Origin of the sequence: Streptomyces sp. NPDC048442, from assembly GCF_040651475.1 — a bacterium.
Taxonomy (GTDB): Bacteria; Actinomycetota; Actinomycetes; order Streptomycetales; family Streptomycetaceae; genus Streptomyces.
The window spans coordinates 1-26,877 of sequence record NZ_JBEZKB010000052.1; the positions used below are offsets into that span (position 1 = coordinate 1).

General features: G+C 69.1%; 21 protein-coding genes and 1 pseudogene. 17 read left to right on the top strand and 5 right to left on the bottom strand.

The features are described from left to right. The 3 genes from AB0D18_RS40050 to AB0D18_RS40060 form a co-directional block, all read left to right on the top strand. On the top strand, nt 1-3,292 hold a 3,292-nt coding region (locus AB0D18_RS40050; RefSeq protein ID WP_362430642.1), incomplete at its 5' end, for an amino acid adenylation domain-containing protein. Between the two features lie 81 nt (nt 3,293-3,373). After that, the gene (locus AB0D18_RS40055; protein ID WP_362430643.1) at nt 3,374-4,387 is read left to right on the top strand and encodes an ATP-binding cassette domain-containing protein; all 1,014 of its coding nucleotides are present in this window, start codon (nt 3,374-3,376) and stop codon (nt 4,385-4,387) included. Further along, on the top strand, nt 4,384-5,178 hold the full coding sequence (locus tag AB0D18_RS40060) for an ABC transporter permease (protein WP_266658530.1): 795 nt from the start codon (nt 4,384-4,386) through the stop codon (nt 5,176-5,178). Before AB0D18_RS40055 ends, AB0D18_RS40060 begins: the two co-directional genes overlap by 4 nt. A gap of 71 nt (nt 5,179-5,249) precedes the next feature. Here the strand turns inward: AB0D18_RS40060 and AB0D18_RS40065 are convergent, their stop codons facing one another. From AB0D18_RS40065 to AB0D18_RS40075, 3 genes are all read right to left on the bottom strand, one after another. Then, the gene (locus AB0D18_RS40065; protein ID WP_362430644.1) at nt 5,250-7,196 is read right to left on the bottom strand and encodes an AarF/UbiB family protein; all 1,947 of its coding nucleotides are present in this window, start codon (nt 7,194-7,196) and stop codon (nt 5,250-5,252) included. Then, nucleotides 7,193-7,735, bottom strand: coding sequence for a hypothetical protein (locus AB0D18_RS40070; RefSeq protein ID WP_362430645.1), 543 nt, complete (start codon nt 7,733-7,735; stop codon nt 7,193-7,195). The genes AB0D18_RS40065 and AB0D18_RS40070 overlap by 4 nt, the downstream gene beginning before the upstream one ends. 370 nt (nt 7,736-8,105) lie before the next feature. Then, nucleotides 8,106-8,789 carry a hypothetical protein gene (locus AB0D18_RS40075; RefSeq protein WP_362430646.1) on the bottom strand — a complete coding sequence of 228 codons (684 nt, stop codon included), beginning with the start codon at nt 8,787-8,789 and terminating at the stop codon, nt 8,106-8,108. A 241-nt stretch (nt 8,790-9,030) separates the two neighbouring features. Here AB0D18_RS40075 and AB0D18_RS40080 point away from each other — a divergent pair, with 241 nt between their 5' ends. The 4 genes from AB0D18_RS40080 (at nt 9,031) to AB0D18_RS40095 (ending at nt 15,139) form a co-directional block, all read left to right on the top strand. Then, complete coding sequence (locus tag AB0D18_RS40080; RefSeq protein ID WP_362430647.1) at nt 9,031-10,104, top strand: polyprenyl synthetase family protein; 1,074 nt, start codon at nt 9,031-9,033, stop codon at nt 10,102-10,104. 42 nt (nt 10,105-10,146) lie between these two features. Further along, a complete protein-coding gene (locus AB0D18_RS40085) occupies nt 10,147-11,688 on the top strand; it encodes an acyl-CoA carboxylase subunit beta (protein WP_362430661.1) in 1,542 nt (513 codons plus the stop codon). Between the two features lie 97 nt (nt 11,689-11,785). Then, nucleotides 11,786-12,034, top strand: coding sequence for an acyl-CoA carboxylase subunit epsilon (locus tag AB0D18_RS40090; protein WP_362430648.1), 249 nt, complete (start codon nt 11,786-11,788; stop codon nt 12,032-12,034). A gap of 117 nt (nt 12,035-12,151) precedes the next feature. Beyond that, nucleotides 12,152-15,139, top strand: coding sequence for a BTAD domain-containing putative transcriptional regulator (locus AB0D18_RS40095; protein WP_362430649.1), 2,988 nt, complete (start codon nt 12,152-12,154; stop codon nt 15,137-15,139). Nucleotides 15,140-15,151: 12 nt separating this feature from the next. On the opposite strand, the gene AB0D18_RS40100 is transcribed toward AB0D18_RS40095, so the two are convergent. Then, nucleotides 15,152-15,412, bottom strand: a complete 261-nt coding sequence (locus AB0D18_RS40100; RefSeq protein ID WP_362430650.1) for a hypothetical protein — start codon at nt 15,410-15,412, stop codon at nt 15,152-15,154. 210 nt (nt 15,413-15,622) lie between these two features. Here AB0D18_RS40100 and AB0D18_RS40105 point away from each other — a divergent pair, with 210 nt between their 5' ends. Next, nucleotides 15,623-17,485: an AfsR/SARP family transcriptional regulator gene (locus tag AB0D18_RS40105; RefSeq protein ID WP_362430651.1), complete on the top strand. Its 1,863-nt coding sequence runs from the start codon at nt 15,623-15,625 to the stop codon at nt 17,483-17,485. A gap of 90 nt (nt 17,486-17,575) precedes the next feature. On the opposite strand, the gene AB0D18_RS40110 is transcribed toward AB0D18_RS40105, so the two are convergent. Continuing rightward, complete coding sequence (locus tag AB0D18_RS40110) at nt 17,576-17,815, bottom strand: DUF6269 family protein (RefSeq protein WP_362430652.1); 240 nt, start codon at nt 17,813-17,815, stop codon at nt 17,576-17,578. Nucleotides 17,816-18,011: 196 nt separating this feature from the next. Between AB0D18_RS40110 and AB0D18_RS40115 the strand changes: the two genes are divergently transcribed. From AB0D18_RS40115 to AB0D18_RS40155, 9 genes and pseudogenes are all read left to right on the top strand, one after another. Continuing rightward, the gene (locus AB0D18_RS40115; protein WP_362430653.1) at nt 18,012-19,586 is read left to right on the top strand and encodes a tryptophan 7-halogenase; all 1,575 of its coding nucleotides are present in this window, start codon (nt 18,012-18,014) and stop codon (nt 19,584-19,586) included. 19 nt (nt 19,587-19,605) lie between these two features. After that, nucleotides 19,606-20,196: pseudogene (locus AB0D18_RS40120) on the top strand (thymidine kinase); the annotation flags it as partial. 245 nt (nt 20,197-20,441) lie between these two features. Further along, nucleotides 20,442-20,834 carry a DUF3224 domain-containing protein gene (locus AB0D18_RS40125; protein ID WP_362430654.1) on the top strand — a complete coding sequence of 131 codons (393 nt, stop codon included), beginning with the start codon at nt 20,442-20,444 and terminating at the stop codon, nt 20,832-20,834. A 32-nt stretch (nt 20,835-20,866) separates the two neighbouring features. Continuing rightward, nucleotides 20,867-21,148, top strand: coding sequence for a phosphopantetheine-binding protein (locus AB0D18_RS40130; RefSeq protein WP_362430655.1), 282 nt, complete (start codon nt 20,867-20,869; stop codon nt 21,146-21,148). Beyond that, the gene (locus tag AB0D18_RS40135) at nt 21,145-22,437 is read left to right on the top strand and encodes a beta-ketoacyl synthase N-terminal-like domain-containing protein (RefSeq protein ID WP_362430656.1); all 1,293 of its coding nucleotides are present in this window, start codon (nt 21,145-21,147) and stop codon (nt 22,435-22,437) included. The genes AB0D18_RS40130 and AB0D18_RS40135 overlap by 4 nt, the downstream gene beginning before the upstream one ends. Nucleotides 22,438-22,458: 21 nt before the next feature. Next, nucleotides 22,459-23,289: a 4'-phosphopantetheinyl transferase superfamily protein gene (locus AB0D18_RS40140; protein WP_362430657.1), complete on the top strand. Its 831-nt coding sequence runs from the start codon at nt 22,459-22,461 to the stop codon at nt 23,287-23,289. Between the two features lie 35 nt (nt 23,290-23,324). Next, complete coding sequence (gene cysS / locus AB0D18_RS40145; protein WP_362430658.1) at nt 23,325-24,731, top strand: cysteine--tRNA ligase; 1,407 nt, start codon at nt 23,325-23,327, stop codon at nt 24,729-24,731. Between the two features lie 102 nt (nt 24,732-24,833). After that, the gene (locus AB0D18_RS40150; RefSeq protein WP_362430659.1) at nt 24,834-25,571 is read left to right on the top strand and encodes a Crp/Fnr family transcriptional regulator; all 738 of its coding nucleotides are present in this window, start codon (nt 24,834-24,836) and stop codon (nt 25,569-25,571) included. 14 nt (nt 25,572-25,585) lie between these two features. Beyond that, nucleotides 25,586-26,737, top strand: coding sequence for a winged helix DNA-binding domain-containing protein (locus AB0D18_RS40155; protein WP_362430660.1), 1,152 nt, complete (start codon nt 25,586-25,588; stop codon nt 26,735-26,737). The last annotated feature ends 140 nt before the right edge of the window (nt 26,738-26,877 follow it).

Consider the following 26,877-nt stretch of genomic DNA (forward strand, 5'->3'; position numbering starts at 1 on the left):
CTGGCGGGGTGCGCTGGCGGGGCTGCCGGAGGAGCTGACGCTGCCCGCGGACCGTCCGCGTCCGGCGGAGATGAGCCACCGAGGCGACACCGTCGGCTTCCAGATCTCCGGCCGGACCCACGAGAGGCTGCGGGACCTGGCCGGCAGCACGGGCAGCAGCCTGTTCATGGTGATCCAGGCGGCGATGGCGACACTCCTGTCGCGGCTCGGTGCGGGGGAGGACATTCCCGTCGGTACGGTCATCGCGGGGCGTACGGACGAGGCGCTGGACGATCTGGTCGGGTTCTTCGTGAACACGCTGGTGCTGCGTACGGACCTGTCGGGTGATCCGACCTTCCGCGAGCTGGTGCAGCGGGTCCGGGAGACGGACCTGGCGGCGTACGCGAACCAGGACGTGCCCTTCGAGCGGCTGGTGGAGGTCCTCAACCCGGCCCGCTCCATGGCCCGCCACCCGCTCTTCCAGGTCATGCTCGCCTTCCAGAACACCGGGGAGGCCGCCCTCACCCTCGACGGGCTCCGGATCTCCCCGGAGAGGATCAGCTTCGACGCCGCCAAGTTCGATCTCTCGTTCCAGTTCGCCGAGACGCCGGACGGCCTGGCGGGGAGCGTGGAGTTCGCGGTCGATCTCTTCGACCGGGTGTCGGTGGAGGAGATCGCCGGACGGCTGGTACGGGTGCTGGAGGCGGTGGGCGCCGATCCGGGGGTACGGGTCAGCGCGGTGGAGGTGCTGTCGTCCGGCGAGCGGGAGCTGGTGCTCGGGCCGTGGGCAGGTGCGCGGCAGGTGGTGGAGCCGGTGTCGTTCCACGGGTTGTTCGAGGCCCGGGTGGAGTGCATGCCGGATGCTCCGGCGGTGGCGGCCGAGGGGTTGGTGCTGTCGTACGCGCAGGTGGAGGAGCGGGCGAACCGCCTGGCGCACTGGCTGATGGGCCGGGGCGTGCGTCCTGGGGGTGTGGTGGCGTTGGTGCTGCCGCGTTCCGTGGACATCGTGATCGCGCAGCTTGCGGTGCTGAAGGCGGGAGCGGCGTACCTGCCGGTGGACCCGGACTATCCGGCGGAGCGGATCGCGTACATGCTCGACGACGCGCGTCCGGTGGCGGTACTGCGGGAACTTCCGGTGCTCGGGGAGGGACTGCCGACGGCCCGGCCGGGGGTGGTGGTCTCGCCGTTGAGCGCGGCGTACGTGATCTATACGTCGGGGTCGACGGGGCGCCCCAAGGGCGTGGTGGTGGCGCACGGCGGTGTGGCGAGTTTTGCTGCGGCGCTGGTGGAGCGGTTGGCGGTGGACGCGGAGAGCCGGGTGCTGCAGTTCGCCTCGCCGAGCTTCGACGCGTCGGTGCTGGAACTGGTGATGACGTTCGCGGCGGGTGCCACGTTGGTGGTGCCCGCGCCCGGTCCGCTGGCCGGTGAGGTGCTTGCCGGGGTGCTGGAGTCGGAACGGATCAGTCATGCGCTGATCCCGCCGGCTGCTCTGGCGAGTGTTCCGGTGGGCGGTTTTCCGTCTTTCCGGTCGTTGGTGGTGGGAGGCGACGCCACGTCGGCGGAGCTGGTGGACCGGTGGGCGCCGGGGAGGCGCATGGTCAATGCCTACGGTCCGACCGAGTCCACGGTGGTGGCCACGATGTCCGCGCCGCTGGCGGCCGGATCCGGTGTGCCGTCGATCGGCACGGCGATTTTCCAGACCCGTACCTACGTTCTGGACGGTTCGCTCTGCCCGGTGGCGCCGGGGGTGGCGGGGGAGCTGTATGTCGCGGGCGCGGGACTGGCCCGGGGGTATCTCGGCCGCCCGGGGCTGACGGCGGAGCGGTTCGTCGCCGACCCGCACGGTGCGGCGGGGGACCGGATGTACCGCACGGGTGATGTGGTGCGGTGGACCCGCACCGGTGAGCTGGAGTACCTGGGCCGCACGGACGATCAGGTGAAGGTGCGCGGATTTAGGATCGAACTCGGTGAGATCGAGACCGTTCTGGGCGGCCACGACACGGTGGGCCAGGTCGCGGTGGTCGTGCGGGAGGACCAGCCCGGTGCCAAACGGCTGGTCGCCTATCTTGTCGCCGAACCCGGCGGGGTTCTCGCCGTCGACGTCCTGCGGGCCCACGTCGCGGCGAGCCTGCCCGACTACATGGTTCCCTCCGTGTTCGTCGTTCTCGACGCACTCCCCCTCACCGTCAACGGCAAACTCGACCGCAAAGCCCTGCCGGCGCCGGGCCACGACCTGTCCGCGGGCGGCCGAGGCCCGCGTTCCGCCCAGGAAGAGGTGCTCTGCGGGCTCTTCGCCGAGGTGCTCAAGGCGGACCGGGTGGGCATCGACGACAGCTTCTTCGAGCTGGGCGGCGACAGCATCACCTCCATCCAGCTGGTCAGCCGGATCCGCTCGGTGCTCGGCGTGAAGCTCAGCAACAGAGGCATCTTCGAAACGCCGACGGTGGCACAGCTGGCCGACCGGCTCGGCACCGGCTCGGACAGCGACGGCTTCGAGGTGCTGCTGCCGTTGCGTACCGGAGGCGAACACCCGCCGCTCTTCTGCGTCCATGGTGCGGGCGGGCTCAGCTGGCCGTACTCGCCCCTGCTGAAACACATCAGGGCCGAGTACCCGCTGTACGGGCTCCAGGCCCGGGGCCTCGACGGAAAGGAGCAGATCGCGACGAGCATCGAGGAGATGGCGGCCGACTACATCGAGCAGATCCGCACGGTCCAGCCGGCCGGTCCCTACCACCTCGTGGGCTGGTCCTTCGGCGGCCTGGTGGCGCACGAGATCGCCACCCGGCTGACCGAGGCGGGGGAGCGGGTCGCGCTGCTGGCCAACCTGGACCAGACGCCGTACGACGCCTCGTGGGAGGACGGCGAATACGCCATGCCCACCGAGCGGGACGTCCTGGAAACCCTCCTCGATTTCGTTGGCTACGACCTGTCCGAGCTGCCCGAGGGGCCGCTGGAGCACGGGCGGGTGATGGAGATCATCCGGGGCCGGGACAGTGCGCTCGGCAGCCTGGAGGAGGAGCACATCACCGCGTTCATGAAGGTCGGCATCAACAACCACCAGCTCAGCGCCGATTACCGACCGAGGACCTTCGACGGCGACCTACTGCTGTTCGTCTCCACGGTCGGCACCGACGATCCCGCCCGGAAGACGGCGGAGTCGGTGGCCGCCTGGCGCCCGCAGGTGACGGGCGCCATCACGACCCACCCGGTGGCCGCGCACCACGGACATCTGCTCCAGCCGGAGCCCGCGGCCGAGATCGGCAGGGTCGTCCTGGAGAAGCTCATGGAACTCCGAGCGGTCCCCACTGCCTGAACATCCCCCACGACCTGGACATCCCCCCACTACCTGGACATTCCCCACCACCTGCATCAGTTGAGCAAAGGAGTGGCCGTCATGGAAACGGCAATCTCGGCGGAGGGCCTCCGCAAGCGCTACGGCGACCACCAGGCGCTGAGCGGCATCGACCTCTCCGTACCCGCGGGCACGATCCTCGGCGTCCTTGGACCCAACGGAGCGGGCAAGACCACGACCGTACGCATCCTCGCCACGCTCCTGGAGCCGGACGAGGGTCACGCCACCGTGGCGGGGTACGACCTGGCCACACAGGCCCGCGAAGTGCGCGGCCACATCGGTCTGGCCGGCCAGTACGCGGCGGTGGACGAGCGGCTCACCGGGCGCGAGAACCTCCAGCTGATCGGGGTGCTGCTGCACCTCGGCCGGCGCGGCGCCAGGGCCAGGGCCACCGAACTCCTGGAGAAGTTCGAACTCGTCGACGCTGCCGACCGGTTGGCGAAGACCTACTCGGGCGGTATGCGCCGCCGCCTCGACCTCGCCGCGAGCCTGGTCGCCAGACCACCGGTGCTCTTCCTCGACGAGCCGACGACCGGCCTCGACCTCACCAGCCGGCTGACGCTCTGGCAGATGATCAGGGAGCAGGTGGCCGACGGGGTGACCGTACTGCTGACCACGCAGTATCTGGAGGAGGCCGACCAGCTGGCCGACCGCATCGCGGTCATCGACACCGGCACCGTGATCGCGGAGGGTACCCCCGACCAGCTCAAGCGGGAGGTCGGTGGTGAGCGTCTTGAGGTGTCGGTGACCTCGCTCGCCGATCTGCCCGCCGTGGTCCGGACGCTGGCGGCCCTCGCCCCGGGCGAACCGTTGAGGGACCTGGGGTCACGCACCGTCTCCATACCGCTGACCGGGGGAGTGCGTACGATCGCCGCGGCCGCGAGCGGACTCGAACTGCTCGGGATCGAACCGGAGGACTTCGCCGTACGCCGGTCCTCGCTCGACGACGTGTTCCTCGCGCTGACCGGCAAGCAGGGTGCTGCCGCGCCCGGACCCGAGCCGGAGCCGGACGCCGCGGGAACCGACACCACGACCAAGGAGAAGCAGGCGGCATGACCGAGGCACTCAGCGACTCGTTCGCACTCGTGGGCCGCCAGATGCGGCACATCCGACGGATGCCGGAACAACTGCTCGGCATCACCGTGATGCCGGTGGCGTTCGTCATCGTCTTCGGCTACCTCTTCGGCAGCGCCATGCAGGTGCCCGGCCAGGGCGGCTACAAGGAATACATCATGGCCGGCATCTTCGCGCAGGTGATGCTCACCAACATCACCACCACCGCGGTCGGCGTGGTGGGCGACCTCAACAACGGTCTGGTGGACCGGTTCCGGGCACTGCCCATCTCCCGCTCCTCCGTGCTGGTGGGGCGGACCGTGGCGGACGGCATCCTGGTCACCTGGACCTGTGCGGTGATGGCCCTGGTCGGGTACTTGATCGGCTGGCGTGCACACAACGGTCTGCTGCAGACGCTGGCCGGCTTCGGACTGCTGCTCCTCATGGGATTCGCGATGTCCTGGCTGGGCGCTCTGCTCGGCCTGGTGCTGCGCAACGTGGAGGCAGTGAGCGCGGTGTCCGGCGTGATCATGATGCCGCTGGCCTTCCTGTCCAACGCCTTCGTGCCGCTGGACGGGCTGCCCGGCTGGATGCGGGCCGTCGCGGAGTGGAACCCGGTCAGCTCGGTGGTTTCCGCAAGCCGGGACCTGTTCGGCAACGAACGGGGTCCGACCAGCGGGGCGTTCCCCGCGGAGCACCCCATCCCCACCGCACTGGTGGTGCTGGTGGTACTGATCGCCGTGGTGGTGCCGATGGCCGGACGGGCGTACCAGAAGGCGGCCGCCCAGCGCTGACGGCCACCGTCGTCCCCAACGCGCGGAGCCCGGCTCCTCTCCACGAGGAACCGGGCTCCGCGGGGAGACGGTCAGCGTTGTCTGGGGCTGATCATCATGAAGAGCACGCGCAGCACCAGTACACAGCTGATCAGCAGAAGGTTGTAGCCGAAGAGCTCGAAGAGCCCGAGACCGTCACTGAGCTTCGGCCCACCGGTGGTCCGCAGCAGTTGCACACCCACCAGACCGATGATGCCGCCCAGGAACGACAGCAGTACCTCGTGAACCAGCGACCGCAGGAATCTGCGGTCCTCGGCATCCTTGAACATCCGTACGCCGACCGTGAGCTGACCGCCCTCGACGGCATTGCCGATCCGCTCGATACGGCGTGGCAGACGGCGCATCATGGGAAGCATCGACAGCAGTTCCTCGGTCACCGAACGTCCCAGCACCTCCGGCCGCAGCTTCTGCAGATGCTGGGTCACGGCGAAGGAGCGGGCCTGGGTGACGATGTCGAAGCCGGGGACCAGCCGTTCCAGAGAACCTTCCATGGTGGCCAGCGCACGAAAGACAGCCGCGATCTCCGGCGGCACGCTGATCCCGTACCGGGACACGATCGCGAAGAGATCCGCGAACATTTCCCGGTCCGGTTTGATGCCGGGCGCGAAATGCCGTGCCAGGAAGCTCCCCAGAGCCCGCTCCAGCTTCCGTTCGTCGACCTGCTCCGGGTGGGCCACCAGTTCGAGCAGGGCGTCGGAGAGACCGGCAGGGTCACCTCGGTGCAGGGCCAGCAGCATGCTGCGCAGAGTGGAGCGGAGCGATCGGTCGATACGCCCCACCGAGCCGAAGTCGAGCATGCCGAGCTGCCCGTCCTCCAACAGCAGCAGATTGCCGGGGTGCGGGTCGGCATGGAAGACCCCGCTGGTCATGATCTGTCCCAGCAGACACTCCAGCATCGCCTGTGCCAGGGCGTTCCGGTCGAGGCCGCGCTCGTCGAGAACGTCCGAGACACTGTGCAGCGGTACGCCCTCCATCCATTCGGTGACCAGGATCCGACGGCTGCTCAGATCCAGGTGCACCTCGGGAACCTTGATCACCGAATCGCCGGTGGACTGCTCGACGGCGGCGGCCACGGAGAGTGTGTTGCGTGCCTCGATACGGAAGTCCAGCTCCTCGTGGAGGGACACCGCGAATCCCTCGGCGAGGGCCGTGGCCCCCACACTGCGACCCCAGTCGGTGTGGTGTTCCAGCTTCGCCGCGAACCGGCGGAGGATGTCCAGGTCGTCCACGACGATGGCCCTGGCCCCGGGCCGCTGCACCTTGACGGCGACCGGCTCCCCGCTGTGCATTACGGCGCGGTGCACCTGGGCGATCGAACCGGCCGCGATCGGCTTGGGCTCGAACTCGGCGAACACCTCGGCGATCGGTGCGCCCAGCTCCTCCTGGAGCACCTGCTCGATGGCTTCCCACGGTTCGGCGGTCGCCTGGTCCTGCAGGGTGCTGAGCTCGTCGATGAATTCCTGCGGAAGCAGGTCGTACCGGGTGGACATCACCTGGCCGAGCTTCACGAACGTGACCCCGGCCTCCTCCAGTGCGAGCCTGAACGACGGGGCGAGCACGGCACGTTCGGCGGGAGCCCGGCGGGTCTTACCACTGAGGAACCGGCCGAGTCCGTGGCGTACGAAGATCCTGCTCAGCCGGGTGTACCGGCGGGTGCGGGCCAGCCGGCGGCGCAGTGCCTTGGGGAATCCCACCAGTCCGCGCACGGTGCCGGACGGGATCAGCACCTCGGTGGCGGCGAGGAACACCATCGCCACCAGCAGGGAGACGCCGATCTCCAGAGTGACGAGGGCCAGCGGCTGCACATTGCGCAGCGGGAAGCTGACAAGGGTGCCGGCGCTGAGCCCCACACCGGCGGTGACCACGGCGCGGCCCTTGCCGATCTCGATGCCGAGCAGTCGCCGGGCAGTCGAGGCGAGGCCGACCATCAGGGCGGTGAGGGAGAGCGCGGCCAGCAGGATGAGCGTTGTGTTGCTCACCGCTGCCGCCGCCGCAGGTAGTAGGAGACCGTGACCACGCCGAGCAGCGGGCCCCAGAGCAGCAGCGGCACATAGCACCAGCCCATGATGCTGCGGTGAATTCCGGTGAGGTTGCCGTCGTTCACCCTGTCCCACATGACGTACTGACTGAAGGTCACCGCGGTCATGATCAGCGCACCGAGCGCGGCCGGGACGACGGCCGCCCACGGACGGACCGGCTTGTTGCCGATGATCGGCACCCAACGAGGGGCCACCAGCCCCCAGTTGCTGACCAGCCCGAGGGTAAGCAGTGCCGCCAGTTCCTGGACGACCGAGATGAGGGGCAGAACGAGGTAGCCACTGCCCGGCAGGTCGTAGTCGGTGCGCAGTACGGCGTCGCTGTATCCGACCGGTACCCCGATGGCCATGGCTAACCGCCACAGCGTCGAGGGCAGCGCGATCAGGGGGACTGCATGGGCTGCCCAGCGCACCCAACGGGGCGGGGAAGGTGTGGAAAGCGCCGCCGAGCGGCGGGAGTCGCGACTGGTTTCAGTGGTCATGGGCGTCAGAATGCCAATCTTCTCGAATGCGGCACAACCAGGCATAGCCCGGCACTCCCGGGTCGCCGTGGTGAACGGTGTGGGAGTGCCGGGCCGATGATGCGGAGGGGTCACATCCCCTTGCCCGCCCCGGATATGCCTCTGCCGTCGTGCCGGATCTGAAGGTGGCCGACAGTTCGACGATGCAGCACCGCAGTGGCCTGCATGGTCCTGAAAACCGGTGTGGTGCACGGTCGAGCGCCCTGTCCCTTCGGACGTGGGACTCCTTACGACGGGCTTCGACGGGGGGTGATCTCTGTGAGTGTAGGGAGAGTTCACCGCCGCATCCCGAGAGATGTCAGGTTGCTGCCATTCGATCCGCATTGGGCGCCTATGCGCAGCCCCGCTGAAGGTTCCAGCCGACGAAGCTGTGCTTGAGCTCCACGTCGAAGCGGCAGGAAGCGGTGCCGTCGGCCTTGAGATCCACGTACGAATGGTGCTTGTTGGCGTACCAGTCGCCGGTCGTGTCGAAGATGCCCTTGTACGAGAACTCGGCGTGCGCCTCGTTGCGCGAGACCGTGCAGTCGGTGAGGCAGTCGGCCGTCTTGCTCGACGACTTCAGCGACCAACCGGCGTTCCAGGGCTCACGGTTCCACTCCTGGCGTGCCTCGGTGGCCGCAGTGGTGATCCGGTTGCCCTCGGTGTTCCAGGTGGACGTGGTGTAGAGACCGGTCATCCGGATGTTGCAGCAGTCGTACATCTCCGACCAGCTCTTCACCTGCCGGGTGGCCGCCCCTGCGGCAGCGGCACGGGCAACAGCCTGTGCGCCCGTCGCCGGTACCAGCCGTACGGCCCCCAGTCGCGGCTTGCAGTCCGCGCCGATGGTGACCTCCTGCTGAACTGCCAGACCGGCGGGCGGCGCGGGCAGCGCACCGGACAACTGCACGTCCGTGCAGGCCTGCCCGGTCCTGGCGGTCGCCGGGGCGGCGCCCCCGGGAGCAGCGGCGGCCGGTAGGGCCGACAGGCCGAACAGACCGATTGCGGCCGCCGTGACGATGATGATTCGGTTGCGCATTTCCCTTGCCCTTCTCGGCGTTCTCGAAGATTTCCGCTGGAGCGTATCCAGCCGCCCCGACAGGTCAGCAGGCGTGACGAGGGTTGGCAGGAAGCTGACACATCACTGTTGTCCGGGGAGCCGTGAACCTACTGGCACCTTCATGTCAGCGCCGTTGTCCGGGCGTGGGGAGCAGCAGACAGTGGCGGTCGACGTCCGTGAAACGAAACGGGCTCCGCCGGTGCTAATGAGGGGTTTCCTCGTGGATGTTCAGCAGATGTACGAGGCTCCGACGTCGGCGCCGGATCGAGGGACCGGGATCCTGGGACAACTCGCGCTCGAAGACCCGGAGTTCGAGACCGGCATGCGCGACGCCCTGGCCGCCGCCGAGAAGTGGCTCCAGGACTGTGTGCACAGCGCTCCCGATCCCCGGGTGGCCGCGCTCGCCGGCCACCTCGCGGCAGCCGGAGGCAAACGGCTGCGGCCGCTCCTGGTGCTGCTCGGCGCCGAGTTCGGTGAGCCCTGGCGGGACGGGGTCGCCCAGGCCGCCGTCATCGCGGAACTGGTCCACATCTCCTCGCTCTATCACGACGACATCATCGACGGTGCCGCCACCCGGCACGGGGTCGACAGCGTCAACGCACGCTGGGGCGAGCGCGCCGCCGTGCTCGGCGGTGACTGGCTGCTCGCCCGCGCAGCCCAGTTGGCCGCCGGCCTCGGCGCCGAAGCCATCCATCTCAACGCACAGACCGCCGGCCGTCTGGTGTCCGGACAACTGCGCGAGCTGACCGGCCCCGCTCCCGGCGAGGACCCTGTCGCCCACTACTTCCAGGTGATCGCGGGCAAGACCGCCGCGCTGCTCTCGATGTCGCTGGGTATGGGCGCCCTCCAGGCGGGTGCGTCCGCCGCGCAGGCGGCGGCCCTGACCGAGTACGGAGAGCAGCTCGGTGTGGCCTTCCAGATCGCCGACGACCTGCTCGATCTGTGCGCACCCGCCGAACTGACCGGCAAGGAGCAGGGCAAGGACCTGCTGGCCGGGGTGTCGAGCCTGCCCGTCCTGATCGCCCTGGCGGGTGACGATCCAGCTGATGACGAACTGCGCGCCCTGCTCACCGGCGGACACGTCACGGCGCCCGCCGTACACCGCCGGGTGCTGGAACTCTTCCGTTGCTCACCGGCCGCCGCCGAGGCCGCTGCGCTGATGCGCCAACGACTGGACCAGGCCCGGGCCTCCCTCGAAGGGCTGCCGCCGATCCCGGCGCGCCGCGCACTTGTCGCACTCGGCGACTTCGTCGCGCGGCGCACTGCCTGGCCGGCGCTCTGGCCGACCGCCTGACTGCCCTCCCGCACGGCCGTCTGAATGGAGTTGGTCATGACAATGAACGAGCAGATCGGTGAACTGACCCGAATCCGTCAGGAGGTGCTCCGGGGAGTGCCGGAGGCCACCGATGCCCAGCACGACAAGGGGAAACTGACGGCCAGGGAGCGCATCTCGCTGCTGTTGGACCCCGATTCCTTCCACGAGGTGGAGCAGTTGCGCCGGCACCGGGCGACCGGTTTCGGCCTGGAGAACAAGAAGCCGTACACCGACGGTGTCATCACCGGCTGGGGCACGGTCGAGGGCCGGACGGTCTTCGTGTACGCGCACGACTTCCGGATCTTCGGCGGTGCGCTGGGCGAGGCGCACGCCACGAAGATCCACAAGATCATGGACATGGCCATCTCGGCCGGTGCCCCGCTGGTCTCGCTGAACGACGGCGCGGGCGCCCGTATCCAGGAGGGCGTCAGCGCCCTCGCCGGGTACGGCGGCATCTTCCAGCGCAACACCCGCGCCTCGGGTGTCATCCCGCAGATCTCGGTCATGCTCGGCCCGTGCGCGGGCGGCGCGGCGTACAGCCCCGCCCTCACCGACTTCGTGTTCATGGTCCGCGAGACCTCGCAGATGTTCATCACAGGACCGGACGTGGTCCGCGCGGTCACCGGCGAGGAGATCAGCCAGAACGGGCTCGGCGGCGCGGACGTCCATGCCGGGACGAGCGGCGTCGCACACTTCGCGTACGACGACGAGGAGACCTGCATCGCCGAGGTCCGCTACCTCATCTCGATGCTGCCCTCCAACAACCGCGAGACACCGCCCCGTTCGACCTCGTCGGACCCGGTCGACCGGAGCTGTGAGCGGCTGCGCGACCTCGTCCCGCTGGACGGCAGCCGCCCGTACGACATGCGCGAGGTCATCGAGGAACTCGTCGACGACGGCGAGCACCTGGAGGTCCACGAGCGCTGGGCTCCCAGCATCCTCACCACCCTCGCCAGACTCGGCGGCCAGGTGGTCGGCATCGTCGCCAGCCAGCCGCAGTTCCTCGCAGGAGTGCTCGACATCCACTCCTCGGAGAAGGCCGCCCGCTTCGTGCAGATGTGTGACGCCTTCAGCGTTCCGCTGGTGACCCTCGTCGACGTGCCCGGCTTCCTGCCGGGCGTCGATCAGGAGCACGGCGGCATCATCCGCCACGGTGCGAAACTGCTGTACGCGTACTGCAACGCGACCGTGCCCCGGGTGCAGGTGATCCTGCGCAAGGCGTACGGAGGCGCGTACATCGTCATGGACTCGCGCTCCATCGGCACCGACGTCTCGTTCGCCTGGCCGGCCAACGAGATTGCCGTGATGGGTGCCGAGGGTGCCGCCAACGTGGTCTTCCGGCGGCGCATCCAGGCCGCGGACGATCCCGACGCGACGCGCGAGCAGCTGGTCAAGGAGTACAAGGCCGAGCTGATGCACCCGTACTACGCGGCCGAACGAGGCCTGGTCGACGACGTGATCGACCCCGCGGAAACCCGCAGTGCTCTCATCGGCGCGCTCACTATGCTGCGCTCGAAGCACGCTCCGATGCCTGCCCGCAAGCACGGCAACCCCCCGACCTGACGCACCGGTTGCGCCCGCTCGCCCCCCTTGGCCCGACTGCGCAGCCCGACTGCGCGGCCCGACTGTCCGGCCCGACCTCCCGACCCGAGGAGATTCCATGTCCGTACAACCCGTACCCGTACCGGCGCTCGAAGGGCCGCTGGGTCCCGCTCTGTTCAAGGTCATCAAGGGAGCGCCCACCCCCGAGGAACTGGCGGTCGTCACGGCCCTGCTCACGGCTCTCTCCACGTCGGGGGCCGAGTCGGGGGAGGGCGCCGCATCCTCCCGGGGGCGCACGAGCGCACCGGCCGCTACCTGGGACCTTCCCGACGCCCTGCCGCCCGCGTCCTGGATGGCGAGGGCCTGAGGGCTGGCAGCATGCTGCCGTCGTCGTTGCGGAGCCCCGTCGAACCCTGCTAATCAGACTGAAAGCGGCGAATCAGGTCGTACAGGTGCGGCTGCGGCCGAAAAGCGGGAGGCATGCGTGCTTCAGGTGGTGTTCCGGATCCTGGGGCCGTTGGAGATCAGCGCCGACGGGCGCCCCGTCGTGCTCCAGGGCGCCCGTCAGCGCACGATCATGTCGATGCTGCTGCTCGCACCCAACCGGGTGGTGTCCGTGGACGTGCTCGCCGACGCCGTCTGGGACGGCCGCCCGCCGGCCACCGCACGCAACCAGATCGCGATCTGTGTGTCCGCGCTGCGCAAGACCATCAAGACCGCGGTCGGCGTCGAGGACCTCCTGGTCACCAGCCATCCCGGATACATGCTCTTCACCGGTGAACACCGCATCGACGCCGTCGAGTTCAACGACCGTACCGCCAAGGGGCGGGAGGCGGCCCGCAGCGGCAGACTCGAGGAGGCGTGCGCCCACTTCGAGGAAGCACTCGCCATGTGGCGCGGCCCCGCACTCGAAGGCATCTCCGCCGAACGGGTCGAGTCCGAGGCCGCCCAGCTGACCGGGGAGCGCTTCGACGTCTACGAGGAGTACGCGGGCCTGCGCCTCGAACTGGGCCAGCACCGCGAAATGGTCGGCGAGCTGAGCGCGTTCGTCCGCGAACACCCGCTCCGCGAGCAGGCCAAGGGACACCTGATGCTCGCCCAGTACCGGGCCGGACGCCGCGCCGAGGCCCTGGAGACCTACCGCGACGCGCAGCGGCTGCTCGCCGACGAACTCGGCATCGACCCGGGCCCCGTACTGCAGGAGCTGCACGAGGAGATCCTTGCCGACTCGCCCCACCTCAACCTGCCCGCCGAACCCGCAGTCCTCGTACCCCAGACGACCGTCCCCGCGCACCTTCCCCCCATCCCGGCCTCGTTCACCGGCCGCAACAGCGAACTCGCCTCGCTGGACCGCCTCCTCGACCAGCTCGACGGCCAGGCGCTGCCGGTCGGCTCGATCATCGGACCCGGCGGCGTCGGCAAGACCGCCCTCGCCGTGCACTGGGCCCACCAGGTCGTCGCCAGGTTCCCGGACGGCCTGCTCTTCGCCGACATGCGCGGCTACGACGAGGCGGAAGAGCCCCGCAGACCCGGCGCCGTACTCGACCGCTTCCTGCGCGCGTTGGGCGTGCCCGGCCCGCAGATACCCACCGACCAGAACGAGCGCACCGCCCTGTTCCGCAGCGTTTTGGGCGGCCGCAGGGTGCTCATCGTCCTCGACAACGCCCGTTCCTTCCAGCAGATCCGCCCGCTGCTGCCCGGCACCGGACGCTGCTGCGTCCTGGTCACCAGCCGCGACTCCATGGGCGGCTCGCTCGCCGGCGACTACGCGTTCGTACCGCTGCATCTGGGCTCACTGGAGCAGGACGAGTCGATCGCCCTGCTCTCCAAGGTCGCAGGGGACGAACGCTTCGAGGCCGACCCGGCCGGGGCCGCCCGGCTCAGCCTGCTCTGCGACCGGCTTCCGCTCGCCCTGCGGATCGCGGCCGCCCGGCTCGCCGCCAAACCCCACTGGTCGGTACGGACCCTGGTGGCCCGACTCGAGGACCAGCACCGCAGACTCGACGAACTCAGCATGGACGAACGCGGAGTCAGGGCCGGACTGCGGCTCAGCTACCGCGACCTGCCGGCCGCCGCCGCGCGGATGTTCCGGCTGCTCGGCGTCCTCAACGTCCCCGACTTCTCCGCCTGGGCCGGCGCCGCGCTCCTCGACATCGACCCCGTCGATGCCGAGGACCTGATCGAGCAGCTCGTCGACGCCCAGCTGCTCGAACCACTCAGAGCCACCACCGGTCACGTCCGCTACCGGTTCCAGGACCTGGTACGGCTGTTCGGCCGCGAGTGCGCACGGGACGGGAACACCGAAGAGGAACTGCGGGCCGCAACCCGGCGCGCCTGCGGAGCCTGGCTGGCCCTCGCCGCAGAGGCCCACCGCCGGGTGTACGGCGGCGACTACACCGTGATCCACGGTCCCGCGCCGCTCCACCCGCTCCCCGGCCATCTGGTGGAGAGTCTGCTGGAGGACCCGATGGAGTGGTTCGAGACCGAACGCTCCTCGATCACCGGACTGGTGGAGCAGGCGGCCAGACACGGTGAGTCCGCCCACGCCTGGGACCTGGCGATGACCGGCGTGACCCTCTTCCAGAACCGCAACTACCTGGAGGACTGGCGGGAGTCGGGCGAGCGTGCACTGGAAGCCGCCGTCCAGAGCGGGGACACACTGGGCGAGGCGGCGATGCTGCATTCGCTGGGCACCCTGGAGATCGTCCTGTGGGACTACGAATCCGCCCACCACCGGCTCAGCCGGGCCCTGCACCTGTTCGAGGAGCAGGGGCAGGACCAGGGACGCGCCCTGGTCCTGAGGAACCTGGCCCTGTGCGAACGCCATCGCGGAGACCTGGACCGGGCCAGGGAGAAGGGGCACCGCTCGCTGGAGATCTTCCGCGCGGTCGGTGACCACTACGCCGAGACCCATGTGCTGGGGCTCCTGGCGCAGATCGAACTGGAGCGGGGCGAGCCGCAGGCGAGTCTGGTGCTGTCCTCGGAGGCGGTCGCCAGAAGCCGTGGTCTGGGGACCGTACGGGGCGAGGCACAGAGCACCGTCCGGCTGGCCGAGGCGCTGATCCATCAGGGGGACGGCCCGCGGGCGGAAGAGGCCTGCCGACGTGCACTGGAGCTGGTCCGCGACAGTGGTGACCGCCGCGGTGAAGCTCATGCGCTGCGTACGCTGGGTGAGGCACTGTGGTGCCAGGGCAGGACCGAGGAGGCCGAGGCGGTTCTGCGGGATGCGCTGCTGACCTCGGGCAAGGTGCCGGACCGCCACCTGGAGGCGCGGGCCGGGGTGGTCCTCGGGTGCGTACAGGCTCTGCACATGGATCGTGCGGGGGCCGCCGCCAGCTTCAAGTCCGCTCAGGATCTCTTCGCGGAGGTCGGCGCGCCGGTCTGGGAGGAACGGAGCGCACGGTTGCTGGCGGTGCTCGGGAATGGTTTGCCGTTGGAATCGGAGCAGTTGTTCGTACTCGTCCGGCCCTGAGGGACCCGGCTGTCAGGTCCACGGGTCGTCCCCGTTCGCCTTCGAGGCACGGGTCCAGGGGTCGTCCCCGTTCGGGCCGGGGGACAGGGTCCACGGGTCGTCGCCCAGCGCGTTCGTACTGGCCCGGTGTGCGGCCGGCTCCACGGCGCTCGCGGTTGCGGCGGTGCCGACCACCGAGCCGGCCACCGTCAGGAGGAGGATCGCACTGGCTACGAGGCGGGCCGCGGGGGCGGTGCGGGAAGAGACCTTGGCCGAGCGGGTGCGGAGCTTCATGATGTCCTCCTGAGACGAGTGCGGTGTCAGTTGCGAGCCGTTGTCCTGCGGTACGACACGAACGCTACGGACGTCCCTTTTTGTGGCTCTTTCGAATCGCTTTCGTAGACCCGAAATCGAACCGATGGCGCCGAAAAACCCCAGCTCAGTAGCGTTCCTCGGCAGATGGTCCGCAACGGGAACGGGCCTGCTGACACGGGGGAGAGCCACATGGACCTCAAGATTCTCGGACCTGTCGCGGCCGAGCTCGACGGCCGCTCGGTCGCCCTGGACGGCAGCAAACAGCGCACCGCGTTCGCGGCGCTGCTGCTCGCCCACGGCAAGGTGCTGACCGACGAGCGGCTGACCACCCTGCTGTGGGGCTGGGACCCACCGGCCACGAGCGCCAAGCAGCTCTACACGTACGTGTCCCGGTTGCGTACCCGCCTCGGTGCGCACCTGCGTCTGGAACGCCACGGGCCCGGCTACCTGATGGACATCGGCGACGCCGGGTTCGACTGGGACGTCTTTCGCACTCTTGCCGACGCGGGCCGCGCCGAACTGCGGGCAGCTCGTTACGCCGACGCCGAGCGTGCTCTCACCGAGGCGCTCGCCCTGTGGCGCGGGTCGGCTCTCAGTGACGTCACCGGACACCTGGCCCAGGCCGAGGGCCCCCGGATGGAGGAGGCGCGGCTCTCCGCGCTGGAGAATTGCACGGAGGCCGCGCTCGCGCTCGGCCGGCACACCGAGACGGTTCCGGGCCTGACCCGGCAGGTGGCGTTGCATCCGCTGCGTGAGCGGCCTCGGGGCCAGTTGATGACCGCGCTGTCGCGCTGCGGCCGGCAGGCCGATGCGCTGGCGGTGTACGAGGAGGGCCGCCGGGTCCTCGCCGACGACCTCGGCATCGATCCCGGACCGGACTTGCGGACCCTGCACCAGGAGGTCCTCACCGGCACGCTGACGCCGCCGCAGGCTCCGGAACGGCATGCGACGGAACTGGTGGAGCCGGCGTTGCGGGTGGGAGGCGCGCCGCAGGAGCCGGGACCGCGCACGGAAGCCGGCGGTTCCGGTTGGCGGGGTCTTGTCCCCTCGACGCTGCCCGCCGCGCCCGGCGACTTCACCGGCCGGGCGGCCGAGACCCAAGAGGTGCTCGACGCACTGGGCAACCAGCAGGACGTCGTGGTCACCGGCGCGCCGGGCACCGGAAAGTCGGCCCTGGCCCTGTGGGCCGCCGAGCGCTGCCGTGCGGACTTCCCACAGGGTCGGCTCTACGCCGACCTGCGCACCGCGCCCGCCGACGGAGGTGGTCCCCGTGCGCCCGGGGAAGTACTGGGCTGGTTCCTGGGGGCGCTGGGCATCGCACCGGACCAGATGCCCGTGGCACTCGACGAACGTGTCCAGCTCTACCGGACGCTGCTCGCGGACCGGCGGATGCTGATCGTCCTGGACAACGCCTTTGACGACACCCAGGTACGTCCGCTGCTGCCCGGCGGTGCGAGCCGCACGGTCGTCACCGGGGTCCGTTCCCCGCTGGCCTCGCTGGAGGGAATGCGTCTGGTACGGCTCGGTCCCATGGAACGGGCCGAGGCGAATGAGCTGCTCGTTGCGGTAGCGGGCCGGGGGCGTTTCGCCGGGGCGCCCGAAGCTGCCGCCCGTATCGCCGAGTTCTGCGACCGGCTTCCGCTCGCCCTGCGGATCGCCGCGGCCCGTCTCGCGGCTCACCCGCACTGGCCGGCGGCCCTGTTCGCGGACAGGCTCGCGTCCCCGGAGCGACGCCTCGGCGAACTGCGGATCGGCAGCCTCGACGTGCGGGCCGGTCTCGCTGCCGAACTGGCCCAACTGGGCCCGGCCGACCGGGCCTCGTTCGCCGCACTGGCCACAGCGGGCCTTTCCCGGCTGACGGCGGGTGACGCGGTGGCGCTGCTCGGCACCGGCCCCGACGTGGCGGAAGAGATCCTGGAACGGCTGGCCGACGCACGGCTGCTCGATGCGTGGGGCATCGACGACGACTCGTCCCTGTGCTACCGCTTCATGCCACTGGTGCTGCTGTTCGCGCAGGAGGGGCACCAGTCGCCGGTGCCCGCCCTCGCGTGATGCGAAAACCCCTGCTCCCCGTTCCTCCTTTTCTTGTTCTCCTGACCCCTGACCCTGCTACGACCCACCGGGCCGTAGCAGGGTCAGGGGTCAGCCGCAGCCGCCCGCATGCCCCTCGTCCAGGCCGTACGTCGCTATGAAGCCGTTCGCCCCGGTTCCCGGGGTAGCCAGTTCGTTCAGGGCATCCACATATTCCGCCAGCATTTCGGCCCAGGGAGTTCCGCTGTCCCGCAGCAGCATTTCCTGATCCCGCGATCCTTGCTGCTCGATCTCTGCCAGAAATTCCAGAGGGTGCTGAACCTGGGCCGGGCCGGGCTGGTTGTCGAACACTTTTCCTCCTGTGGGTGAGTCCGGGTCCCGTTCAGGTCCCGCAACAAGAGGTTCGGCCGTACCGGTATACGAATGCCCCGGGCGATCTGTACTCGCTGATACAGACCGGCATGGAATCCGTACAGAGAAGGCGGAGAAGGTCTCGGACATGAATACGGACCCGAGTACCGGAATGGAAAGCGTCAGGAGAATCGTCGTGGTGGGCGGAACGGCCGCCGGCTGGACGGCGGCCGTCCGTCTCGCGTCCACATTCGGTGGCGCCGTTTCCGTAACCGTGCTTGAGACACCCTCGCGAGGGGCAGGCGACTGTGAAACCGGCCAGGTCAGCGCGGTTCCGGAAAGGCTGCAGCGGGATCTCTTCGACCGGCTCGGCGTCCTGGAGGAAGAATGGATGCGGGAGTGCTGCGCATCCTTCCAAACGGCGGTCCGGCATGTGAACTGGCGTACCGCAGGATCTGCGACGACGGTGCCCCGGATCGCGGACGGAGGTGGAATTGACCATTTCTACCGCCCCTGTGCGGAAATCCCCGAGTGTGAAGAATTCCCCCTCTCCGAGTACTGGGGCTACCGGCGGAACAACGGCGAGACGGTCGAGCCCTTCGACTACGCGTGCTTCCGTGAACCGCCGCTGATGGACGCCGGGAAATCACCGCGCTGGATGGACGGCCGTGCAGCACTCCCGTACGGCTGGCACGTCGACATCCGCATGTTCACGAACTTCCTGCGGAATCTGGGGATGCGGCGATTCGGCGTACGGTCGATCCGCGACGAACTGCTCCACGCCGAGCAGGACGAACGAGGAATGCTGAACGTGCTGCACACGGGGAAGGGAGTTGTGCTCGGCGGCGATCTGTTCCTGGATTGCACCGGTTCCGAGCGCCTGTTGCTCGCAGGCACCCTGGGTGAGCCGTTCATCGACGTGCAGGACCGGCTGCCGTGCGACAGCACGGCCACCCTGACCGTGGCGCAGGAGGACGCCCGGCACGGCATCGACCCCTTCACCACGGTGACCGCCCTGCCAATGGGCTGGGCCTGGAAGATGCCGCTGCCCGGCCGGGCGGGCGCCGGCCTGGTCTACGGACGCCACTGGACGGAGCCGGACGAGGCGGCAAGGGTGCTGTGCGGGCTGTGGGGTCTGCGACCCGAGAGCACGGCGGTACGCCACTCCCGGCATCGCGCCGGGCGCAGCCGTCGTGCCTGGGTGAAGAACTGTGTCGCCCTGGGGGCCTGCGCCTACTTCCTGGAACCCCTGGCCGACGAGGGGCTGGGCGAGATTCTCCAGATGGTGGACCGCTTGGTGCGCGACTTCCCGTCGCCGGGTGACCGGGAGGCACCCGCGGCGCGCTTCAACCGCGCGGTGGAGGTCCGCTACCGCAGGGCCCGCGACCTCGCCCGGCTGCGGTACGCCGCGTCCCCGCGCGAGGACACCCCGTTCTGGAAGGCTCAGCGCGACCTCCCGCTGTCCGCCGCCCTGCGAGACTGCCTGACGGGCTACCGCTTGGGCCTGGCCCCGGACCGGACGACCCACGAACTGCCGTACTACGCCCTGCTGTCCTCCCTCACCCCCTCGGCCGCCGCCGTCCCGCGTCCGGCCCTCGCCCACCGCGCCGCCGCCCGCCGGTCGGCGGATGCCCGGTTCCTGCAGATCAAGCGCCAACAGCAGATCCTGCTCGAAACTCTGCCCACGGCGGGGGAGTACCTGCACCGTCTGCACTCCCGCCCGGTGGGCGCCCTGCCGACGCCGGCATCCGTGCACGCGGGGCCCGTGTGACGATGCCGGTCAGTGTGGCCAGATTGGTCACAACCGCTCCGCGCGCGGACTCCAGGGCGTCATCTTCACGCGGGACGACCGGGCCGGTGAGGGCAAGCTGTCGTCGCGGCTGGGGCTGGTGACGGAGGCGGTCGAGGCGGGGCCCGGGAGGGATTTGTACGGGTATGTGGTGGATCAGGTCTCCAGGGGCGGCAGGGTCGACTATGTGATCGTGGACGAGGCGCAGTTCCTCGCGCCGGATCAGATCGACCAGTTGGCGCGGATCGTGGACGACCTGGATTTGGACGTGTTCGCGTTCGGGATCATGACGGACTTCCGGACGCGGCTGTTCCCCGGGTCGCAGCGTTTGATCGAGTTGGCGGACCGGCTGGAGACCTTGCAGGTCGAGGCGATGTGCTGGTGCGGGGCGCGGGCCACGCACAACGCCCGTACGGTCGGCGGTCAGATGGTCGTCGAGGGTGAGCAGGTCGTGGTGGGGGACGTGGACCGTCCGGCGGAGGCGGTGGGGTACGAGGTGCTGTGCCGACGGCACCACCGCAGGCGGATGACGAGCGAGTCGGCGCACGCGGGGGCGCTGTCGCCCGACGTGCTTCCGGTGAGCGTGGGCTGAGCCGAAGCCCGGACCTGGGCGGACCCCTTCCGGTGTGCAGGCCGGCTGGCTCTCGCGCATTCCGGCCGAGCTGTGGTCAAGCACATGAGCCCGCCCGGCCGGTCGCGGCTACGCGTACACCGGGGCGCCGCTGCGTTCGTGCTCACTTTTGACTGTGGCGGTTGGGCGTCGCTCGCGATACTCGACGCGGCCGGGAGTTTCCCGGTGCAGGGCTTCGCGTTGCTTCACACAGTCTGGAGACATTCATGCCTCGAGCAGCCGGCACCTTCGAGACGAAATGGGACGAGCACGTGCACGACGAGGAGGGAGGGGTGTCGCGGTTCAGCGCCACCGTGAGCAAGGTCTTCCGCGGTGACCTCGACGGCACCGCTTCCGTCCAGGTGCTGCGCACGGTGGGACAGGTGCGGACGTCGGCCGGATATGTGGGGATGGAACGGGTCAATGCCACGCTGCATGGGCGGGCCGGAACCTTCGTTCTGCAGCACAACGGGTCGATGTCGGCCGGGAAACTCGCACTGAGCGTCGTCGTGGTCCCGGACTCCGGAACCGGGGAACTCCAGGGCCTGGCAGGCGAGATGGCGATCGTGAATGCCGAGGGGAAGCACTCGTATGCGTTCGACTACACCCTCGCGGACTGACCTCCGTGTGCCTCGCGAGCTAGGAGTTTCGCGTGACTGAATCCAGGATTTTCGCCGCTCTGACCCGGAATCTGGTCGATGTGCTGCCCGATCTGCTGGGCGTGCACATCACGCCCGACCTCACCATGAGGGAGCTCGGGGCCAACTCCATCGACCGTATGGACGTATTGATCGGCACCCAGGAAGAACTCGACGTGAAGATTCCGGTCAGCGGGTTCGGAGCCGCCCAGGAACTGGGGGCGTTGGTGGCGGTTTTCGCCGAGCACATGCAGGCGTCGGCCCAGGCACCAACGGGCGCCGGCCGACCGGCATGAACGTGGCCATCAGCGGGGCAGCGGTGCTTTCCCCGCTCGCCGAGGAGCTCGACGACTTCCTGACCGCGCTGCTCGAAGGCCGCAGTGCGGTGTCTGTGGACGGTACGGACGGGGCCGCGGAGCCTGGGCGGGAGCCGCTGCCGATGGCGCGGCTCGGTGACTTCAAGGCGGCCGAGTGGGCGGTGCGGCATCTCGACGGCCGGCCGCGAACTGCCGTAGCACTGCGCGGTGTTGTCGGCAGGGCGGCTCTGCCGGCGCAGACCGCTGCCTGCGTGGCGCTGAAAGCCGTCCTCGACGCCGGACTGCCGATGGTCGAGGAAGAGGGCGGCGACCGGCATTTCTGGGGCCACGGTGCCGCCGTGCTCGTCGCGGGCAGTCAGCTCGCTCTGGCGCACCAGGCGAAGACGGCACTCGCTCATCACCGGTCACCTGCTGGGCTTCGCGCCTCGTACGCGCTGACGCACATGGACGTCGATGTCATCGGCGCGGTCAGTGAACTCCTCGGTGTGCGTGGCGAGGGCTGTGTCGTCGGTGGAGCCTCTGCCAGCGGTTCGCTGGCTCTGATCCAAGGGGCGCGGATGGTCTCCGCCGGCTGGGTGGACCGGGTGGTCGTGGTGGCGCCGGTGGCCGAGCTCTCCGCTGTCGAGGTGGAGGCGTTCCGCCGCAGTGGAGCCCTGGCTCATGAGGGGTTCATGGACACCCCCGAGCGCATGTGCAGGCCGTTCGACGAGGAACGCAGGGGTTTCGTACGAGGGGAAGGCGCGGCCGCGGTGGTTCTCGAGCGGGCAGGGGCCGTGCGGTCCAGGGGCGGTGAGACGAAGGCCGAAATCATCGGTCACGGACAGCGGTTGGACGCACGCCGGGGCACTTCCCCCAGCTTGGCGGGTCAAGTCGCCGCGATGCGTGCCGCGTTGACAGTCGGTGGGCTGCGGCCCGCCGAGGTGGACTATGTGAACGCGCATGGGACGGGCTCGGTGCTCGGTGACGAGACGGAGGCCGCTTCGCTCCTCGAAGTCTTCGGTGAGACGGCGCGCACAAGCCGGCCGGCCATCAACTCGACCAAGCCCTTGATCGGCCACTGTCTGTCCGCGGCGGGGCTCCTTGAGGCGGTGGCCACCGTGTTGCAGGTGCGGGCGGGCGTCTGTCATCCGAACCCCAATCTGGAAAACCCGTTCGAGCGCCGGCTGCCGCTGGTCGGTCAGGTGCCCGAACGGCGGCAGCTGCGTACGGCGCTCAGCAATAGTTTCGCTTTCGGCGGGATCAACGCATCCATTGTGTTTCGCGCATAGCCATGGTGTGGAGGCATCATCGTGACTGATACCCGATATGGCTCCATCGGTTCGGAGCTGAGCGCGGTGCAGGTGTGGGTCTGCAGCAACGAAGACCTTCCGATGGAATTCGCCGAGACGCTCGCTTCGCATTGGCTGGACGAGGGAGAGCGGCATACGGCCGGCCGGTTCATTTTCGACCGCGACCGCGAACAGTATCTGGTGGCCCACACTTTTGTGCGCCGCATACTCGGCCTTGAACTCGGTATCCCCGAGGCGGAATTGAGTATCGGGCGTACGGAGAAAGGGCGTCCGTTCCTTGACGGTGCGGACACTCTCGCCCGTCGTTCCCGTGTGCGCCCGGACTTCAACCTCTCGCACACCCGGGGAGTGAACGTGGTGGCCGTCGGGCACGGACGGCGGGTGGGGATCGATGTCGAGCGGGTCGACCGTACATCGAGGAGCCGGCTCGACCTGTTCTCGGGAGTCTTCTCCGAACGGGAGCAGCGTTGGCTCGGCGCATTGCCGGAGGAACGCAGACCGTACGCTCTGCTGCGGCTGTGGACGTTGAAAGAGGCGTACACCAAGGCACGCGGGCTCGGCATGAGCCTGCCCTTCGACTCGTTCGACTTCACGTTGTCCGCGGAGCGGGGCGTACTCGAGTTCAGGCCACCGCCCTGCGACGAGTCCGGACTGTGGCGGTTCGTCGAGCTGCAACCCTCGCCGAGGTCACTCGTGGCGTTGGCGATCGATGTGAGCGGAGGCCTCCCGGCCAGAAAGATCGAGATCCGGCACGGGTTCCCTTGGAAACAACCGGAACCCGTCCTTGTGACGCTGCCGCAGTCCTTGGTCGTCGCCGAAGAGCACTACTGACCGCCGGCACAGTCCTTGCTGACACGGGAGAAGACATGACCATTCGCCTGTACGACACCGGCGCTCGGCAGATCCGTGACTTCGTCCCGCTCACCGAGGGCTGTGTTTCGGTCTACCTGTGTGGCGCCACCGTCCAGTCGGCCCCGCACATCGGGCACATCAGGTCGGGGCTGAACTTCGACATCCTGCGTCGCTGGTTCACGTATCGCGGCTATGACGTCACCTTCGTGCGGAATGTGACGGACATCGACGACAAGATCATCGCGAAGGCGGCTGAGCAGGGCCGGCCGTGGTGGTCGATCGGGTACGAGAACGAGCGGGCGTTCACGGACGGTTACACCGCGCTCGGTTGTCTGCCGCCCACGTATGAACCGCGGGCGACGGGCCACATCACCGAGATGGTCGAGATGATGCGGGGCCTCATCGAGCGCGGTCACGCGTATGACGCTGACGGCAGCGTGTACTTCGACGTGCGTTCGTACGACGGCTATCTGGAGTTGTCCCGTCAGGAATTGGACCATCTGATGCAGCCGTCAGGCGACGGTGAGACGGGTAAGCGGGACCCGCGTGACTTCGCGCTGTGGAAGGCGGCCAAGCCGGGCGAGCCCGACTGGGAGACGCCGTGGGGCCGCGGCCGTCCGGGCTGGCACCTGGAGTGCTCGGCGATGGCGCACAAGTACCTGGGTCCTTCCTTCGACATCCACGGCGGCGGGCTTGACCTGATCTTTCCGCACCATGAGAACGAGATCGCCCAGGCCAAGGCGTACGGCGACGAGTTCGCCACGTACTGGCTGCACAACGCCTGGGTGACCATGGCGAGAGAGAAGATGTCGAAGTCGCTCGGCAACTCGGTGCTCGTGAGCGAGATGGTGCAGCGTTGGCGGCCGATCGTCCTGCGCTACTACCTGGGTACCCCGCACTACCGTTCGATGATCGAGTTCAGTGAGGAGGCGCTGCGCGAGGCGGAGTCCGCGTTCGCACGGATCGAGGGCTTCGTGCAGCGGGCCACCCACCTCGCCGGCCAGTCGGCCGTGCCCGCGGAGGTTCCGCTCGCGTTCGCCCGGGCCATGGACGACGACCTCGGGGTGCCGCAGGCACTCGCCGTCGTGCACACCACGGTCCGCCAGGGAAACAGCGCCCTTGCGGCCGACGACAAGGAGGCCGCCGTGGCCCGGCTCGCCGAAGTGCGCGCCATGCTCGGTGTCCTCGGGCTCGACCCGCTGGATCCGCACTGGGCGGGGGAGTCGGACCGTGGCGGGGCGGTGACACGTAAAGACGCCCACGGCGTCGTCGACACCCTCGTACGCCTCGCGCTCCAGCAGCGCGAGGCGGCCCGCACCCGTAAGGACTGGCCCGTGGCGGACGCGATCCGCGATCAGCTCAACCGGTCGGGCCTTGTCGTCGAGGACGCCCAGGACGGGCCGCGCTGGCACTTCGGCTGAGCGCGCCTGCCGGAGCGGAGTGCAGGCGGGTCCGGCGGCGTGCAGGCAGGTCCCGGCGGCGTGCGGGCAGATTTCGCCAGAACCCAAGGTCGGGCTGGCTCAATGTCTTATGCCAGAAGTCATCGGCTGACATTGGGGGAAACCGTGTCTGTGGCGAAAACCCGTTCGGACCTGGTCGCGCGCGTGCCTGGGCCGGCAACGCGAAGGTCGCTGGAAGCAGTTCTCCTCGATGTGGCCCTGGCGTCACCGGACATACGTGTCCCGGCGCGCGACAACATCTACAACTGCGGTGACCACGACGAGTCCATCTACTTCCTGGTCCGGGGCATGGTCAAATCGATGGCATGGTCGCGTGGCGGCAAGCGATGTATGCTCGCGATCCACTCCGGCGGTGAATTCTTCGGCGAAGTCGGCCTGTTGGGGACTCCGCGTCCGGATACGGCGATCGCGATGAAGCCCAGCGTCGTGCGCAGAATTCCCAAGGCGCGACTCATCGCCTCACTGAGGGGCGGTGACGTATTCGACGACTTCAGCCTCCGGCTGATCGCGCGCATCGCGGAGAAGCAGACGGTCATCATCAACATGGCGACCATGAAGTGCGAGAACCGCCTTGCCGTCACGCTTCTCGAGCTCGCCCGGCAAATGGGTACCAGGGATGCACGCGGACTCGTCATGGAATGCATTACGCACGAGGACCTCGGCTTGATGGTCGGCACCACCAGGTCCCGTATCGGATTCTTCCTGAAGACGTTCCGGGACACCGGACTTGTCGACCTCAACGGGGACGGCACGATGGTGATCCATGAGCGCAGGATGCTCGCCTACACGCAGGAAGACTGACCGGGGAGATGAACGTGTCCGACAGGAAAGTGACGAACCGCGAGCTCAATCGCACCCTGCTCGCCAGACAGGGTCTTCTCGCCCGGTGGGAGCAGCGGTCCGTCACCGATGCCGTCGAGGCGATCGGAGCCATTCAGTCCCAGAACTGGGCGGCGGTGCCGGTCGCCCTGTGGTCACGGCTCGCGGGGTTCAGTGCGGAGGATCTCTACGAGGCCCTGCGGGACGGCCGGCTGGTCACCGGAACGCTGCTGCGCCGCACCCTGCACACGGTCACGGCGCGGCAGCACCCCGAATACGCCGCCGCCGCAGAGGCCTTCGGTGCCCTCGACTGGCGTCGGACCAAGGCGCCGTTGGCGCCAAAGGAGGCTGTGCGGCTGCGGGCCGCGCTGGTGGAGTACGCCTCAACTGCCCGTAGCGGCACTGAACTTGCCCGGTTCCTCGACGCGTGGGTGACCGGGAACCCCGGCGTTCTGGACGAGCAGGAGGCGGCGGCGCAGCGCGCCAAGGAGTGGCGGCCGGTCCGCACCAGCTGCGACTTGGTGCGGGTGCCGGCGGACGGCGGCTCGTGGAGCAGGACGCCGCAGCACCAACGGGCCGCTCCTTGCCCGTCCTTCAGGCCGGCCGCGCCCGACGCCGACGAGGCCCAGCGGGTGTCGGTGCGCCGGCACCTGACGGCCTTCGGGCCGGCCGGCATCGACGACCTCGCCTACTGGCTGGGTGCGAAGGTCACGCAACTGCACCCCGTTCTCCAGCAGCTCGGGGACGAACTGTGCACCTACGACGACGAGTCGGGCCGCACCCTGTACGACCTGCGGGCCCTCGACATCACGCCCGCCGAGGCGGCCGCGCCCGTACGTCTGCTGCCGGCGTTCGACAGCACGCTGCTTGCGTACGCGCCGACCCGGCGGGAGCGCATCCTGCCCGCCGAGTACCGGGACCTCGTGTACGTCAAGGCGAATCTGCAGGTGAAGCCCACACTCCTGGTCGATGGACTGGTCGCGGGCACCTGGGAGTTGAAGGCCACGCGCAAGGAAGCGGTGCTGGCTGTACGGCTGTTCGCGGATCCGGCCGGCGAGTGCCGCGCGAGGGTGGCTCAAGAGTGTGAGGACCTTGCTCGCTTCACGTACCCGGATGCTGTGACGTATGCCGTGAAGATGGAGGGCTGAGAGCGGGGACCGACGGCGGGTGACGCGGGAAGGGGGGACCCCCCCTTCCCCCGCTCCGGCTGCTGCCGCTCCGGCTCCGGCCGCTGCTCCGGCTCCGGCTCCGGCCCAGGAGGCCCCCAAGGAGGCTCCGAAGCAGGAGG

Bases quoted from the DNA above. Each gene is read 5' to 3' on its own strand.
- AB0D18_RS40055 (WP_362430643.1), top strand. From the start codon at position 3,374: ATGGAAACGGCAATCTCGGCGGAGGGCCTCCGCAAGCGCTACGGCGAC.
- AB0D18_RS40060 (WP_266658530.1), top strand. From the start codon at position 4,384: ATGACCGAGGCACTCAGCGACTCGTTCGCACTCGTGGGCCGCCAGATG.
- AB0D18_RS40070 (WP_362430645.1), bottom strand. From the start codon at position 7,735: ATGACCACTGAAACCAGTCGCGACTCCCGCCGCTCGGCGGCGCTTTCC.
- AB0D18_RS40075 (WP_362430646.1), bottom strand. From the start codon at position 8,789: ATGCGCAACCGAATCATCATCGTCACGGCGGCCGCAATCGGTCTGTTC.
- AB0D18_RS40085 (WP_362430661.1), top strand. From the start codon at position 10,147: ATGAACGAGCAGATCGGTGAACTGACCCGAATCCGTCAGGAGGTGCTC.
- AB0D18_RS40090 (WP_362430648.1), top strand. From the start codon at position 11,786: ATGTCCGTACAACCCGTACCCGTACCGGCGCTCGAAGGGCCGCTGGGT.
- AB0D18_RS40100 (WP_362430650.1), bottom strand. From the start codon at position 15,412: ATGAAGCTCCGCACCCGCTCGGCCAAGGTCTCTTCCCGCACCGCCCCC.
- AB0D18_RS40105 (WP_362430651.1), top strand. From the start codon at position 15,623: ATGGACCTCAAGATTCTCGGACCTGTCGCGGCCGAGCTCGACGGCCGC.
- AB0D18_RS40125 (WP_362430654.1), top strand. From the start codon at position 20,442: ATGCCTCGAGCAGCCGGCACCTTCGAGACGAAATGGGACGAGCACGTG.
- AB0D18_RS40135 (WP_362430656.1), top strand. From the start codon at position 21,145: ATGAACGTGGCCATCAGCGGGGCAGCGGTGCTTTCCCCGCTCGCCGAG.
- cysS (WP_362430658.1), top strand. From the start codon at position 23,325: ATGACCATTCGCCTGTACGACACCGGCGCTCGGCAGATCCGTGACTTC.
- AB0D18_RS40150 (WP_362430659.1), top strand. From the start codon at position 24,834: ATGTCTTATGCCAGAAGTCATCGGCTGACATTGGGGGAAACCGTGTCT.